The sequence below is a fragment of the Ruegeria sp. C12 genome (assembly GCF_056537745.1).
The window spans coordinates 1,039,565-1,054,879 of the sequence record NZ_JBQFSA010000001.1 but is presented as its reverse complement, the minus strand read 5'-3'; the positions used below and the strand labels follow the sequence as shown (position 1 = coordinate 1,054,879).

Here is a 15,315-nt window from a genome sequence, read left to right as displayed (position 1 = left end):
AACAGCTAAGCGTGAAGCCAGACGACATTCACGCCAGCCTACCAACAGGGGCTAACATGGGACTATTCATTCTAAGGCGCGTCGGCATCATGCTATTGACAGCATTATGCCTGACGTTCCTGGTTTTCTTTCTGACAAACCTCTACCCGAACCTTGAAAAGCTTGCGAAGACGCAAGGCAACTTCCGCATGTCGGATGAACAGGTCGAGAGTTTCCTGGAAAAGAACGGCTATCTCCAAGCAACGCCGATCAAATACGGCGAATGGCTGGGCGTGTTACCCTCGTACCGGCACACCAATGAGGACGGCACCGTTCAAGGCCGCTGCATTCTGCCCGGTCAACCCGCGGAAGAAGCGCCCAATTTCTGCGGCATCCTGCAGGGATACTGGGGCTATTCGACGGTCTTCAAAGACGAGGTCTCGGCGGTTGTTGGAACCCGTCTGGCGCTGACTGGACGGCTGATGTTCTGGGTCATGCTGCTGATGGTCCCCTCGGCGCTGATCCTTGGCATTCTGGCTGGTATGAAAGAAGGCTCGGCCACGGACCGCACGTTGTCCACCTTTGCCATTACGACGACGGCAACGCCGGAATACGTCTCGGGCGTTATCTTCATCGCGATCTTCACCTCCTCTGCTGTTGGATTGAAATGGTTCAAGGGGACGGCAACTCAGGCGATGGAGAACCCGACGTTTGAGAACTTCTTCCTGCCGGTTCTGACCATTGCGCTATACGGGATGGGCTATATCGCCCGAATGACCCGCGCCTCGATGACCGAGGTGATGACGGCGCAATACATCCGGACCGCGCGCCTGAAAGGTGTCTCATTCCCGAACATCGTCATGAAACACGCGCTGCGCAACGCGCTGATCGCGCCCTTTACCGTCATCATGTTGCAGTTCCCATGGCTGCTGAACGGCGTTGTGATCGTCGAGACCCTGTTCAACTACAAGGGTTTTGGCTGGGCGCTGGTACAGGCGGCGGGCAACAACGACATTCAGCTGTTGCTGGCGATCTCGGTCGTGTCGGTCTTTGTGGTGCTGGTGACGCAGCTGATCTCGGATATCGGCTATGTCTACCTCAACCCGCGCATCCGCATCGCATAAGGAGGGATAGATCATGGAACCACTTACCTGGACCGGCTCTATCGCCTTCCTCAACCCGCTTCTGGCGCTTGCACTGGGGCTGATGTTCCTGTCGATCATTGTCTGGATGCTGGCCAGCATCGTGCTGCCCGAAGACCAGATGACCGTGAACCCGGATGGCACGCTGACCTCAAGCTCGGGACTGCGCAACATGATCCAGGGCGCGCTGCGCTACAGCTTTCTTGCAAGTGTCGGGATTGCCGTCGCCTATATCGTCCTCGGGATCGTGATGGGCACCGGTGCCGGCATCATCGGCGCGATATCGCAACAGTTCCTGCCGGTTTGGCTGTCACTGATCCTGCTTTATGCAATGTCGATCGCGTTCAAACGCAAGCTGGGACTTTATGGCAAGCTATTCGACAGCCCCATCGGCATGATCGGCTTTGGGCTGGTCATGTTCTGGGTGTTCACCGGGATCTTCGGAGCGCTTGATCTGATCGTCACCCATGACCCGCTGGCGCAGGTCTCGGGCATGAAGAACAAGGTGCCGGGAACCCCCCTGCCGGGATCGGAAGAAGGCGCGTATTCCTGGTATCTGCTGGGCGGCGACAACCTGGCCCGCGATGTCTTTAGCCGTATGGTCAAGGGCGCGTGGATCGTGGTTCAGATCGCGCCACTGGCGACGATGTTTGCCTTTATGGTCGGCATTACGCTGGGTCTGCCCGCAGGATATTACGGCGGTCGTCTGGACACGTTCATCTCGTTCCTGGCCAACCTGATCCTGGCCTTCCCCGTGATCCTGCTGTTCTACCTGCTGGTCACACCCGAGATCGTGGCGACCGGGGTTCCGAACTACATGGCTGCCGTGCTGTTCGTGTTCCCGATCCTGTTCCTGGGCGTATTGCTGAACTCGCGCTACTACACGCGCCCCAATTTCCGCACACCGTTGCTGATCGGGGTGTTGGGGGTGACGATCTGGTTGTATCTGTCGCTGATCTCATCCGGCGGCTACATCATCGATACCGATGCCTATCGCATCTGGGGTCTGCCGACCTATCTGGACCTGTTCAATATTCCAGGCGGTATTCTGGTGGTGTTCGTCTCGGTGGTCTTCGTAAACTCACCCACGGTGTTCCGCATCGTGCGCGGGCTGGCGCTGGACATCAAGACACGCGATTATGTGGCGGCGGCGCAGACCCGTGGTGAAGGCCCGTGGTACATCATGCTGTGGGAAATCCTGCCCAACGCGCGCGGCCCGCTGATCGTCGATTTCTGTCTGCGCATTGGCTACACCACCATCCTGCTGGGGACCTTGGGTTTCTTCGGGCTGGGCCTGCCGCCGGAAAGCCCGGATTGGGGGTCGACGATCAACGAGGGGCGTAAGCTTCTGTCGATCTATCTGCACCCGGCCCTGCCGCCCGCGCTGGCGTTGTTGTCGCTGGTTCTTGGGTTGAACCTGCTGGCAGATGGTTTGCGCGAAGAAAGTCTGAAGGACTGATGTGATCTGTTCTGGGGGCGCTGCCCCCAGACCTCCGGGATATTTTTAGCCAGATGAAGGGGATCCCCGGACTCTCGCGAGGAGATACAAGATGAATAAACTGGCGGATTATGACGGTCCAATTCTGGAGATCGACAAGCTTTCGATTTCGTTCTTTACCCGTCTGCGTGAAATTCCTGCCGTGATGGATTTCTCGGTCAGCGTACAGCCCGGTGAGGCTGTGGGGCTGGTTGGTGAATCCGGGTGCGGTAAGTCCACCGTGGCCCTTGGCGTAATGCAAGATCTTGGCAAGAACGGCCGGATTGTCGGCGGCACGATCAAGTTCAAAGGGCGCGACCTGTCCGAGATGACCTCGGATGAATTGCGCGACATTCGCGGCAATGAAATCGCGATGATTTATCAGGAGCCGATGGCATCGCTGAACCCCGCGATGAAGATCGGCAAGCAACTGATGGAAGTGCCGATGATCCACGAGGGCGTCGGTGCCGAAGAGGCCTATGCCCGCGCGCTGGAGGTTGTCACCGACGTACGCCTGCCCGACCCCGAGCGGATGCTGAATTCCTTCCCGCATCAGTTGTCGGGCGGTCAGCAACAGCGGATCGTGATCGCGATGGCGCTGATGTCGAAGCCTGCGCTGCTGATCCTGGACGAGCCGACCACCGCGCTGGACGTGACGGTCGAGGCCGCCGTGGTGGAACTGGTCAAAGATCTGGGCAAGAAATACGGCACCTCGATGCTGTTCATTTCGCACAACCTGGGGCTGGTTCTGGAAACCTGCGACCGGTTGTGCGTGATGTATTCGGGCGAGGCGGTCGAGCGTGGCTCGATCAAGGATGTGTTCGACGAGATGCAGCACCCCTATACGCAGGCGCTGTTCCGCTCGATCCCCCTGCCCGGCGCGGACAAGAACGCACGCCCGCTTGTGGCCATTCCGGGGAACTTCCCCCTGCCACATGAACGCCCGCCGGGCTGTAACTTTGGCCCGCGCTGCGACTATTTCGAAGAGGGTCGCTGTGACGCGCAGAATATTCTGATGGAGGCTGTGCCGGGCAATGATCGCCACCACACGCGCTGTCTGAAGTTCAAGGAAATTGACTGGAATGCGCCCATTACCGTCGGCGAACAGAAAGAAAAGGCCGAGATCGGGCGCACGGTCCTGAAAATGGACAACCTCAAGAAATACTATGAGGTGGCGGCCAACGCCCTGTTCGGGGGCGGTGAAACCAAAGTTGTGAAAGCCAATGAGACGCTGAGCTTTGAGGCGCATGAATCCGAGACCCTCGCCATTGTGGGTGAATCCGGATGCGGCAAGTCCACCTTTGCCAAGGTGTTGATGGGGCTTGAGACGGCAACGGACGGTCAGATCCTTCTGGACAACCGCAATATCGAAGCGGTGCCTATTGAGGAGCGCGATGCCAAGACCGTGGGCGAGGTTCAGATGGTGTTCCAGAACCCGTTTGACACGCTGAACCCGTCGATGACGGTTGGGCGACAGATCATCCGGGCGCTGGAAATCTTCGGTGTCGGCAATTCCGAGGCCGAGCGAAAGCAACGGATGCTGGAACTGCTGGATCTGGTGAAACTGCCGCGTGCCTTCGCCGACCGAATGCCACGGCAATTGTCGGGCGGCCAAAAGCAACGCGTCGGTATCGCACGCGCCTTTGCAGGCGATGCACGGATCGTGGTTGCGGATGAACCCGTATCTGCGCTGGACGTGTCAGTACAGGCCGCAGTGACCGATCTGCTGATGGAGATTCAGCGCGAACACAAGACCACCTTGCTGTTCATCAGCCACGATCTGTCGATTGTCCGATACCTCAGCGACCGGGTGATGGTAATGTATCTGGGCCATGTGGTCGAGTTGGGGACAACCGATCAGGTCTTCTCGCCGCCCTATCACCCCTATACCGAGGCCTTGCTGAGCGCGGTTCCGATTGCGGATACTTCGATCGAGAAAGAGCATATCGTTCTGGAGGGCGATATCCCCTCGGCCATGAACCCGCCGCCGGGTTGCCCGTTCCAGACCCGCTGCCGCTGGAAGTCCGAAGTTCCGGACGGGCGATGCGAGTCGGATGTGCCACCGGTCAAGACACTGGCTGATGGGCATCAGGTGAAGTGCCATCTGGCCGACGAGGTTCTGGCCCGTATGGAACCGGTGATCAAAATCGCAGCGGAATAAACCCTGCAAAACTGGAAAAAAGGGCCGGTTCAAGGACCGGCCCTTTCTTTTGCGCCCTGAGGCGGGGAAACCGTCAGATTACCGGCGCACTTGATTTGCGAGTGGTGGTTCTGCCGGTCCTTGTATCAACCGGTCATTACGTTGTTGCCGAAATGCATGAATTCCTGAGTCATGCCGCCAATCTCTCCGGCCTCAAGCGTCAGGCTCGCGCTGTCGAGCATTTTGTAGCTGGGCTGCGCCTTCACCCAGTCATCTGCCGATTGCAGCGTGGTCAGCGTGTAGGACGTGACCTCGTTCAGATAGTGGGTCGGAATGACAACCTTTGGTTTCAGCTTTGAGACGATGTCGTTGCCCTGCTGGTAGCTGAGGATATGCTCTGACCCATCGACCGGAAGGGTCAGCACGTCCACCTGCCCGATTGCATCCCAGAATTCCTGCGGCGGGTTATGGCGGTTGTCGCCCCAGATCAGCGTGCGGATGCCGCCGGTTTCGACCAGATAGACCACCATATCCATGTGGCCCACGTTGTTGGGCGGACAGGCTTCCACGCCAAACTCGGCCAGCGCATTGGTCCATTCGTACCAACCCGGTGCCACACAGGCGTGTTTGTCTGCAAAGCCGGTGATTTTGACATCGGCAAATTCGAAATGGCCGACCATCCGGTCCAAAACCATGGTCGAGCTTGGGCGCTCGATCGCGTCATGGTCAAAATGGGCGTGGGTCGACAGGGTTATGTCCACAGGGATCTGAGGGAACTCGTTGCGGAACCACAAGCCCCAAGCACCCGACGGATCATCGCGCCACGGGTCGAACAGCACGGTCGCACCGTTGGGCGAGGTGATCTTGATCGCGCAATGCCCGTAATAGTCGATCCCGACCGTGCCTGTACTGGCCTGACCGGTCGAGCCTTGCAGGTCGATAACGTGGTTATTGTTGCCCGGCTGAAGCCAGGCTTGCGATTGCGCCTCGGCCGGTTTGCCGTTCAGCAGCGATGCGCCGACTCCGGCCGCGCCTGCCGCCATAAAGAAAGACCGGCGCGACAGGCCCTTGGCCAATCTGTCTTTCTGTCCGTTCAGGATTGTGGGCTTCAGATCTTTGCGATCCATCTTGTACCTCCTTGTTGGTCAGGCGCGCGTGCGGCGCACCTGATCGGAAGGGTAACAACAGGGGAACAACAGGCTCAGATCAGAAAAATCTGGGGGGAATATGGGGGCATTCCCCATATTCTATGTTCAGGAAATAGAAAGCAGATGACTGCGCAGATTCTGATCGCGCCCATCCAAGCCCAATTTCCGGCGAATGTTGTTGCGATGAAAATCGATGGTCGACGTCTCACGCGACAAGGCCCGCGCAATGTCTTTCGTCGTTTTCCCGGACATCACCAACTGCGCAATTTCGATCTCGGTCGGTGTCATGATCGAGAACGCATCGGACAGTTTGTCCGACAGCATCGAGGTCATATCCCTAAGGTTGCTTTCGGCCAGATCCAGATAAGCATGGGCCGCGCCGCCCTCGGGCAGATGTCCGCGCAGCTTGTCCAGATAGGGCAAGACCATCAGGCGCACCCGCTCGACAATATCCTGGTCATGGTCTTTGCGGTCATCATCGACGCTGGTCAGCAGAACGCGCAGGGCGGTGTTTGTTTCTTGCAATTCACGGGTGCGAGCCTGCACCCGGCTTTCCAGTTGCGCCAATGTTTGATTCAGCTTTTCTTCCAGCGCGCGACGCAGATAAACCTCTTGAATCAAAGCGAGATCGGATTCGACCATACGCGCGAATTGTGCCAGCCCTTCGCGAAACAACAGCGCGCGACGATTGCGGTGCCGGTCCAGAATGCAGATGGTTCCGAACACCGCCCCGTCCGGCCATTTCAGCGGCAATCCGATGTAAAAGGACATGCCGTGTTCCATGTCGTCATTACCGCTCCAGACGGGATCACAGGTGGCGTCCTCGACCACCAACTCGCTGTCCTGTTGCAACACGCCCTGACAATAAAGCTTGGGATTCAACTGAAAGTTCATCCCCACGGGATACGGATTCTGAGGGTGGTCCGAGGTGATCAGGACCGTATGATCCGGCGCATCCGTTTTCATGATCAGGCTGGCAGGCACATCGGCAAGCTTGGCAACAAGGTCCACCAACCTTTGCCAATTGGCCTTTGTTTCAGCGGGGATTTCCGGTCGGTCTTGCAACATCGGCACCTGTTCGGGTCCTGAAAGATCGCCTACAGGTTAGGTCAGCGGTCATTGCCGGATCAAGGATCAGATCATGCCGCCTTGCAGCATCACCCGATCAGCCGCCCCAGATTACCTTCACGTAGTTCTGGGTTTCCTTGTAGGGTGGGATTCCGCCGTGCTTTTCAACCGCTTTCGGGCCAGCGTTATACGCCGCCAGCGCCAAAGGCCAGGATTTGAACTTGCGGTATTGCCAGGACAGATAGCGCGCGCCGCCTTCAAGGTTCTGCTTGGGATCATGCGGGTTCACGCCCAGCAACTTGGCGGTCTGAGGCATCAGCTGCGCCAGCCCCAACGCCCCCTTGTGAGATTTGGCATGCGGGTTCCAGCCGCTTTCCTGCTGCACCAGCCGCAGGAACAGATCTTCGGGGATGCTGTGCAACCGGGCCGCATCGCGCGCGAGGCTCAGGTATTCGCCCCGGTAGCTGCCGGTATAGCGCTTGTTCACCTTGACCCGCTCGGTCTTTGGTTTCAGGCGCTCGGAGCCGCGATACTGCGTTGCCGCCCTGCCATCCAATACTTTGGATTGTTTCAGAAAAATGTCCATCCGGCTTTTCGTGGACAACGTGTCCGCCTGCACAGATCCAGACAGCAACACAACGCCCAGAACCGTTAACCCAACACACACAGAACGCATGAAAGCCTATCCCGCTCGCTCAAAAATCAGTCGGAGTATAGGTATTCCAGTCAAAAATGAAAGCTTGGTAAAGACAGACGCAAGAATTCTTGCCGAACGTTGTCGTGATCAATCATGTTTTAACCAAGACGCAGGCGATATAGGGTCGCAAAGACATCCGGCGCCAGATTCGGCGCACTCAGATCAATACAGAACGGGGAAATACATGGCGGGTTCAGTCAACAAGGTCATTCTGGTCGGCAATCTTGGCCGCGATCCCGAGGTTCGGTCATTTCAGAACGGCGGCAAAGTGTGCAACCTGCGCATCGCCACCTCCGAGAACTGGAAAGACCGCAACACCGGTGAACGCCGGGAACGGACGGAATGGCACTCGGTTGCCATCTTCTCGGAACCGCTGGCCCGCATTGCCGAGCAGTATCTGCGCAAGGGCAGCAAGGTCTATATCGAAGGCCAGTTGGAAACGCGCAAATGGCAGGATCAATCGGGGCAGGATCGCTATTCGACCGAAGTGGTGCTGCGCCCCTATCGCGGTGAACTGACACTGCTGGACAGCCGCGGCGGTGAAGGCGGCGGCGGTGGCGGTTATGGCGGAGGACAGTCGGGCGGCTATGGCGGCGGTCAGGCCGGTGGCGGCTATGGCGACCCCTATGGTGGCCAATCCAGCGCCCCTGCCACTGCATCCGGCGGAATCGACGACGACGAGATTCCGTTCTAAGCGAAACGGAGTAAACACATGACATGGTCCTTCGCCCTCGGCCGGTTCCTCGGGTCCGAACTGAGGGTCCATGTCACCTTCTTCCTTTTGTTGGCCTGGGTCGGCTTTGCCGCCTACTCCAACGGTGGCTGGCCTGCGGTCATCGACAATCTGCTGTTTGTGCTGGCCCTGTTTGCCTGCGTTGTGGCGCATGAGTTCGGTCATGCCCTGATGGCCCGGCGCTTTGGCATCAAAACCCCCGATATAACGCTGTTGCCCATCGGCGGTCTGGCCCGTCTGGAACGGATGCCCGAAAAACCGATGCAAGAGGTCTGGGTGGCGCTGGCCGGGCCTGCGGTGAATATCGTCATTTGGTTGGTGTTGGTTCTGCTGGGCGCGGGCATATCGCCCGGTTCAGTCACTGATCTGGACTCGGCCAGTTTCGGGATCTTGCAACGGTTGGCCTATGTCAATCTGCTGCTGGCGGCCTTCAACATGATCCCGGCTTTCCCCATGGATGGGGGGCGCGTGGTCCGCGCCCTGTTGTGCCTCAGGATGGACCGGGTTCAGGCCACCCGCATTGCCGCATTCAGCGGGCAGATTGTTGCCATTGGATTGGGGTTCTGGGGCCTGAGCTCGGGCAATCCGATCCTTGTTCTGATTGCCGTTTTTGTGTTCATCGCAGCCAATGCCGAAAATCAGGACGTCGCCCTGCGATCCGTCGCGCGCCGTGTGCTGGCGCGGGATGCGATGATTACCGAGTTTCACGCGCTGTCGCCGCAGGACAGTTTGAACACCGCCGCCCAAGCCGTCATTCACACGACGCAGCACGAGTTTCCCGTCTTGGATACCGACGGGGCCTTGCTTGGCTTTGTCACGCGGGATCGTTTGTTTGCCGCGCTGGCGGGGGATCATCCCCGGTCGGACCCTGCGACCTCGATCATGGAGGGCGATATCCCTCAGGTTGGACTGACTACCGGCCTTGAGGCGGTTCTGAAAGGGCTGCACAAGGGTGCCCCGGCGATTGCTGTCACCAGCCGCACGGGTCGTATGATCGGCTATATCACGCGGGAAAACATCGGCGAATTGATGGTGATCCGGGGGCGTTAGAGCGTGCGACCTTGAACCCGAGACACGAAGACCCTGCCACGCCTAAGGCGCTCTTGGGCCATTCGTGTCGCATGGTGCTTCAGGTAAAAGATCGCACGCTCTTGTATCAGGCTGTAGGCAACGCGTCCTGCAGCACCGACATCACCGCATCACGCGGCACATCCGATGTGACAAAGGCCTGACCGATCCCGCGCGCCAGAATAAAGCGCAACTGACCGTCAATGACCTTCTTATCCTGCGCCATCAGATCAACCAAAGCGTCGGCACCCGGAAGCTCTCCGGGAATGTCGGCCAGATCGGTTTTCATGCCCATGGCCTTCAGATGCGCCCGCACGCGGCTTGGGTCCTCCTGCGAACACAGACCCAGACGGGACGATAGCTCAAACGCCAGCGCACAGCCGATGGCGACACCCTCGCCGTGCAGCAGGCGGTCGGAATAGCCCGTCGCGGCCTCCAGCGCGTGACAGAAGGTATGGCCGAGGTTCAGCAGGGCGCGATCGCCCTGCTCGGTCTCATCCCGCGCGACAATGTCGGCCTTCATCTGAACCGACCGGGTGACAGCCCGCACCCGTGCGGCCATATCACCGGATGAAACGTCGGGGCCGTTGGCCTCTAGCCATTCAAAGAACTCCGCGTCGCCCAGCAGACCGTATTTGACTACTTCGCCGTAACCGGACAAGAAATCCCGCTGCGCCATGGTGCCCAGTACCGAGGTATCGGCCAGCACCAGCGAGGGCTGATGAAACGCGCCAATCAGGTTCTTGCCTTGCGGTGCGTTGATCCCGGTTTTGCCGCCCACCGAACTGTCGACCTGCGCCAGCAGCGAGGTCGGGATTTGCACAAACCGCACCCCGCGCCGCAGCACGGAAGCGGCAAAGCCAGCCAGATCGCCGATCACGCCACCGCCCAAGGCAACGACCACATCGCGCCGTTCGACCTTTTCGGCCAACAGCCATTCCACCGCACGTTCGAAATGCGGCCAGCTTTTGGTCGCCTCACCTGCCGGAAGGGCCAGCGCCGACATCTCGATCCCGGCAGCGGCCAGACCGTCACGCAGCGCGTCCAGATGCAGTGCCGCTACGTTTTCATCGGTCAGAACCGCAACCTTCGGACGGTGCAGCAACGGGGCAATCCGCGCACCGGATTGCGCCAGCAGATCGGGGCCAATCTCGACATCATACGAGCGTTCGCCCAGCTCCACATGTACGGTTTGATGCATTTACTTCCGTTCCAAAACATCCGGGCGGGCCAACAGGGCCTCGACCACGCGGTCCACCATATTGTCGATCGAGGTCTCACCATCCGACTCGGCAATCAGATCAGCCTCGGCATAGACCGGCACGCGATCCTCGTACAGGGCCTTGAGCGTCGCATACGGGTCGGAAGTGCGCAGCAGCGGGCGGGTATCCTTATGGCGCACCCGGTTCCACAGCACGTTCAGATCGGCCCGCAACCAGACCGAGGCCCCCCGCTCGCTTATCATCACGCGGTTGCCCTCTGCCATGAACGCGCCGCCGCCGGTGGACAGGATGCCGCGCTCCTCATCCAGCAGACGGCCAATAACCTGCGTTTCCTTCTGGCGAAAAAACGGCTCACCATCCCGTTCGAAGATCTCGGGGATGGTCATGTTGGCCGCCGATTCGATCTCGGCATCGCTGTCGAGAAACGGAACACCCAGCCGCGCGGCCAGGGCACGGCCCACAGCCGTCTTCCCTGCCCCCATCATGCCGACAAGAACCACGGTTTTGTGCAGATCATATCGTGATCCCGTATCCGCCGGATGCGTGTTATGCTTAATTTCGCTCATTTCACCGTGAATGACGTGATCTTGGAAAAAATGCCAGTTATAACTTGGCCAAAATCAAAAATTGAGGCAGCGTGGCGCCATGGGTCGTCTGATCAAGTTCCTGATTTACTTAATTTGCCTGAGTTTCATCGGGCTGGTGGCCTATGCCTATATCGGCCCCTATTTCGGGGCGGATTTCTCGGCCCCGCAAACTGAAATCCGTGAACCGGTCACTCTGGATGTCGACTAAGCACATTGCGGTGGCATTGCTGCTGGCCGGGGCCGCGCAGGCGCAAGAGCCGCTGTCGGCTATCGAATGGCTGACCGAGCCGCCGGAAAACCTGCCCGGAACCGTCCTGCTGGAGCCGCCTGTCACCCAGAACGGGGTGCAGCCTCAGGTCGAGGTCACACCGCTTGAGGCGCTGTCGCAGCCGCTGGGTCTGGTGTCATCCACTGTCACCGGCTTGCCGGTTGATCTATGGCAGGGCAGCGACCCGGAACGTCTGTCCGAACTGATCGCGCGGGTGCCAGTCAAACATAACCCGGCCATGCAGCGGTTGCTGTTCACCCTGCTGCTGTCCGAAGCCCGCGCGCCCGCAGGTTCCGGCGCCGAAGAGGTTTTGCTACTGGCGCGCCTTGATCGGCTGATGCAATTGGGGGCCGCTGATCCGGCGCAATCGCTGGTGCAACTGGCTGGTCCCACGGATTCGCAGGCTCGGTTTCAACGCTGGTTCGATGCTACTCTACTGACCGGGGACGAAGACCGCAGTTGTACTGCCCTGATCGCGCAACCTCATCTGTCGCGTGATTATGCGGCACAGATTTTCTGCAAGGCCCGGCGGGGCGATTGGCCTTCGGCTGCGCTGACGCTGGAGGCCGCGCATGCGCTGAAAATCCTGCCGCAGGATGAGTTGGACGTGCTGGACCGTTTCCTGAGCCCCGAACTTTACGAAGACGCAGCGTATCTGCCGCAGCCCGAAGACCCAACGCCGCTCAGCTTCCGCCTGTTCGAAGCGATCGGGGAACGATTGCCATCTGCCCCGCTGCCCCGCGCCTTTGCCAATGCAGACCTGCGCGATGTGGCCGGGTGGAAAGCCCAGATCGAGGCCGCCGAGCGTCTGACGCGTATCGGGGCCCTGACGCCCAACCAGTTGCTCGGGCTTTATACCGAGCGGGACCCAGCTGCATCCGGCGCGGTTTGGGATCGGGTCGCGGCCATCCAGCAGTTCGAAAGCGCGTTGGATAGCGGCAATGCCGAAGCGATCGGAAAGACCCTGCCCCGCGCATGGGATCAGATGCGCAGTGTCGGGCTCGAGGTGCCATTTGCCGAGCTGTTCGCCGACCGGCTGGCCGACGTGACCCTGCCCGTTCCGGCCACGGACAACCTGCGCTGGCGTATTCTGATGTTGTCCGAGCAATACGAGCGGGCAGCGCTGACAACACCGGACAAATCAACCGAGGCTCAGTTCCTCGTGGCCCTTGCGCAAGGGGACCCCGGTCGCGCCGTATCGCCCTCGCCGCTGGCTGATGCGGTGGCGCAGGGGTTCGAATGGGCCGCGCCTGTTCCATCGGATATCGACGCCCTGCTGGAACAGGGCCAGTTGGGAGAGGCCATTCTGGAGGCCATGCAACTGTTCACCCATGGTGCACGCGGCAATCTGGTCGATCTGACAGCGGCCATTGCGGCCTTTCGGCGCGTGGGACTGGAAGACACCGCCAGACGCGCGGCGCTGAACCATCTGATCCTGCAGGGGTGACGGTCATGGGTGGACCAGCCTCGCAAGAATTGTGGATCTCGACCTTTTTGCAGGCGCAAGCGGCCGAGTTGGGGGCCGCTACCAACACTCTGCTGGCCTATGGGCGAGACCTGAAGGATTTCGCGTCGTGGCTGGAACATCGCAACATCACCTTCGAACAGGCTGATCGCGACCAGATTGAAGGGTATCTCATCGATTGCGATGCACAGGGGTTGTCGAAATCCACTCGGGCGCGGCGGCTTTCGGCGATCAAGCAATTGTATCGGTTCGCATTCGAGGAAGGCTGGCGCGAGGTCAATCCCGCCATTCAGATCAAAGGCCCCGGACGAACCAAGAAACTGCCCAAAACGCTGGACGTGCCCGAGGTCGACCGGCTGCTGGAAGCCGCCCGCAATACCGGGCGCACCGAAGCCGACCGCGTGCGCAATTCCTGTTTGATGGAGTTGCTCTATGCCACCGGCATGCGCGTGACCGAGCTGGTCTCGCTGCCTGTGTCATCGGCGCGGGGTGATCCGCGCATGTTGCTGGTGCTGGGCAAAGGCGGCAAGGAACGCATGGTGCCGTTGTCGCCCCCGGCCCGCGAGGCGCTTTCGGAATGGCTGAGAATGCGGGACGAAGCCGAAGACAAGACGGTCGAAAAAGGCGGGCAGCGATCCAGGTTCCTGTTCCCGTCACGTGGTAAATCCGGCCATCTGACGCGGCACCGGTTCTTCCTGCTGGTCAAGGAACTGGCGGTTCAGGGCGGTGTATCGCCCGAAAAGGTCACGCCCCACACTCTGCGCCACGCCTTTGCCACCCATCTGCTGGCCAACGGGGCCGATCTGCGCTCGATCCAGACGCTGCTGGGCCATGCCGATGTTGCCACGACCGAGATCTACACCCATGTTCTGGACGAAAGACTTGCGGAACTGGTGTTAGAGCATCACCCGCTGGCGAAAGACCCCGGCGACAAGGGCTAAACCCTTGATCCATAGGGGCAGCATCCCCATAACGGATGCAGAAACACGAACAACCAAGGACCGATGGAACCCACATCCTCTCTGATCGACGGCGCATTCTGGTTAACCTCAGGCGCTATCCTGCTTTTGCTTTTCCTGTCTGGCTTTTTCTCCGGCTCTGAAACGGCACTTACAGCGTCATCGCGCGGTAAGTTGCGCGCGCAGGCTGACAAGGGCTCGCGCGGGGCCAAGAAGGCGCTGGAAATCACCGACGATAATGAGCGTCTGATCGGATCGGTCCTGCTGGGCAACAACCTTGTGAACATTCTGGCGGCTTCGCTGGCCACGGCCCTGTTCACGCGCCTGTTTGGGGAAAGCGGCGTGGCGCTGGCGACGCTGGTCATGACCCTGCTGGTTCTGATCTTCGCTGAGGTCTTGCCGAAAACCTACGCCATCACAAACTCGGAAAAAGCGGCCGCAGCCGTTGCCCCGATCATCAGCGTGGTGGTCACGGTGTTTTCCCCCATCGTGGCTGCGGTTCGGCTTTTGGTGCGGGCTGTTCTGCGCCTGTTCGGGGTGCAGATCGACCCCGACAGCAACATCCTTGCCGTGCGCGAGGAAATCGCTGGTGCTTTGCAACTGGGTCACTCCGAAGGTGTCGTCGAAAAGGAAGACCGCGACCGCATTCTGGGCGCGCTGGATCTGGGCGACCGGGTGGTGGAAGAAATCATGCTCCACCGTTCGAACATCGAGATGATCGATGCAGATGCAGCACCCGAGGCGATCCTGAAGCAATGTCTGGAAAGCCCCCATACCCGCCTGCCCGTCTTTCGGGATGAGCCCGAGAATATCGTCGGGGTGGTCCACGCCAAGGACCTGTTCCGCGCCATGTACGCGCAGGTCGGCGGGGCCGAAGGTGACACGGACCGTCTGAAAGCGTTCGACATCTCAAGGGTCGCCAATGACCCGTATTTCGTGCCGGAAACGACCACTCTGGACGACCAGATGCGAGAGTTCCTGCGCATGCACAGCCATTTTGCGCTGGTTGTGGACGAATACGGCTCGCTGCGTGGTCTGATCACGCTTGAGGATATTCTGGAAGAGATCGTCGGCGAGATTGCCGATGAGTTCGACCTTGAAGAAGAGGTTCCGGTCACCCGAACCGATGATGGCCAGTATCTGGTCGAAGGGGCGATGACGATCCGCGACGTGAACCGCGCGTTGGATTGGTCCCTGCCGGACGAAGAGGCCAACACACTGGCCGGGCTTGTCATTCACGAGGCGCAGATGATCCCGGTTGTGGGTCAGGTCTTCTCGTTCCACGGCTTCCGGTTCGAGGTCACGGCCCGTGAGGGCAACCGGGTAACGGGCCTGAAAATCCGCCCGCTGTAACCAGCCGA

At 59.7% G+C, this 15,315-nt stretch carries 14 protein-coding genes; 9 read left to right on the top strand and 5 right to left on the bottom strand.

Annotated features, from left to right (window positions below; genetic code table 11):
* The first annotated feature begins 56 nt into the window (after positions 1-56).
* From ACR0C9_RS04930 to ACR0C9_RS04920, 3 genes are all read left to right on the top strand, one after another.
* A complete protein-coding gene (locus ACR0C9_RS04930; protein WP_170451191.1) occupies positions 57-1,103 on the top strand; it encodes an ABC transporter permease in 1,047 nt (348 codons plus the stop codon).
* A 13-nt stretch (positions 1,104-1,116) separates the two neighbouring features.
* Positions 1,117-2,580: an ABC transporter permease gene (locus ACR0C9_RS04925; protein WP_480780508.1), complete on the top strand. Its 1,464-nt coding sequence runs from the start codon at positions 1,117-1,119 to the stop codon at positions 2,578-2,580.
* 91 nt (positions 2,581-2,671) lie between these two features.
* The gene (locus tag ACR0C9_RS04920) at positions 2,672-4,759 is read left to right on the top strand and encodes an ABC transporter ATP-binding protein (protein WP_170451195.1); all 2,088 of its coding nucleotides are present in this window, start codon (positions 2,672-2,674) and stop codon (positions 4,757-4,759) included.
* A 125-nt stretch (positions 4,760-4,884) separates the two neighbouring features.
* Here ACR0C9_RS04920 and ACR0C9_RS04915 read toward each other — a convergent pair whose 3' ends face one another.
* The 3 genes from ACR0C9_RS04915 to ACR0C9_RS04905 all read right to left on the bottom strand — a co-directional run bounded on the left by ACR0C9_RS04915 (position 4,885) and on the right by ACR0C9_RS04905 (position 7,630).
* Positions 4,885-5,865, bottom strand: a complete 981-nt coding sequence (locus tag ACR0C9_RS04915) for an MBL fold metallo-hydrolase (RefSeq protein ID WP_170621703.1) — start codon at positions 5,863-5,865, stop codon at positions 4,885-4,887.
* Positions 5,866-5,991: 126 nt separating this feature from the next.
* Positions 5,992-6,954 (bottom strand): LuxR C-terminal-related transcriptional regulator, encoded by a 963-nt coding sequence (locus ACR0C9_RS04910; RefSeq protein ID WP_170621702.1) that lies wholly within the window; start codon positions 6,952-6,954, stop codon positions 5,992-5,994.
* Positions 6,955-7,051: 97 nt separating this feature from the next.
* The gene (locus tag ACR0C9_RS04905; RefSeq protein WP_170621701.1) at positions 7,052-7,630 is read right to left on the bottom strand and encodes a lytic transglycosylase domain-containing protein; all 579 of its coding nucleotides are present in this window, start codon (positions 7,628-7,630) and stop codon (positions 7,052-7,054) included.
* 205 nt (positions 7,631-7,835) lie between these two features.
* Here ACR0C9_RS04905 and ssb point away from each other — a divergent pair, with 205 nt between their 5' ends.
* Together ssb and ACR0C9_RS04895 are read left to right on the top strand one after the other, a co-directional pair.
* Positions 7,836-8,345, top strand: a complete 510-nt coding sequence (ssb, locus tag ACR0C9_RS04900; RefSeq protein ID WP_170734614.1) for a single-stranded DNA-binding protein — start codon at positions 7,836-7,838, stop codon at positions 8,343-8,345.
* An 18-nt stretch (positions 8,346-8,363) separates the two neighbouring features.
* Positions 8,364-9,434 carry a site-2 protease family protein gene (locus ACR0C9_RS04895; RefSeq protein ID WP_170630170.1) on the top strand — a complete coding sequence of 357 codons (1,071 nt, stop codon included), beginning with the start codon at positions 8,364-8,366 and terminating at the stop codon, positions 9,432-9,434.
* Between the two features lie 106 nt (positions 9,435-9,540).
* Here the strand turns inward: ACR0C9_RS04895 and aroB are convergent, their stop codons facing one another.
* Both aroB and ACR0C9_RS04885 read right to left on the bottom strand, forming a co-directional pair.
* Positions 9,541-10,653, bottom strand: coding sequence for a 3-dehydroquinate synthase (aroB, locus tag ACR0C9_RS04890; protein WP_480780507.1), 1,113 nt, complete (start codon positions 10,651-10,653; stop codon positions 9,541-9,543).
* Entirely contained in the window at positions 10,654-11,241 is a 588-nt protein-coding gene (locus tag ACR0C9_RS04885) for a shikimate kinase (RefSeq protein WP_170451209.1), read from the bottom strand.
* A 79-nt stretch (positions 11,242-11,320) separates the two neighbouring features.
* Between ACR0C9_RS04885 and ACR0C9_RS04880 the strand changes: the two genes are divergently transcribed.
* From ACR0C9_RS04880 to ACR0C9_RS04865, 4 genes are all read left to right on the top strand, one after another.
* Positions 11,321-11,470, top strand: a complete 150-nt coding sequence (locus ACR0C9_RS04880) for a hypothetical protein (RefSeq protein ID WP_170451211.1) — start codon at positions 11,321-11,323, stop codon at positions 11,468-11,470.
* Positions 11,460-12,977, top strand: a complete 1,518-nt coding sequence (locus tag ACR0C9_RS04875; protein WP_170451213.1) for a hypothetical protein — start codon at positions 11,460-11,462, stop codon at positions 12,975-12,977. The genes ACR0C9_RS04880 and ACR0C9_RS04875 overlap by 11 nt, the downstream gene beginning before the upstream one ends.
* A gap of 5 nt (positions 12,978-12,982) precedes the next feature.
* Positions 12,983-13,936, top strand: a complete 954-nt coding sequence (locus ACR0C9_RS04870; RefSeq protein ID WP_170451215.1) for a site-specific tyrosine recombinase XerD — start codon at positions 12,983-12,985, stop codon at positions 13,934-13,936.
* Positions 13,937-13,999: 63 nt separating this feature from the next.
* A complete protein-coding gene (locus ACR0C9_RS04865) occupies positions 14,000-15,307 on the top strand; it encodes an HlyC/CorC family transporter (RefSeq protein WP_170451217.1) in 1,308 nt (435 codons plus the stop codon).
* The last annotated feature ends 8 nt before the right edge of the window (positions 15,308-15,315 follow it).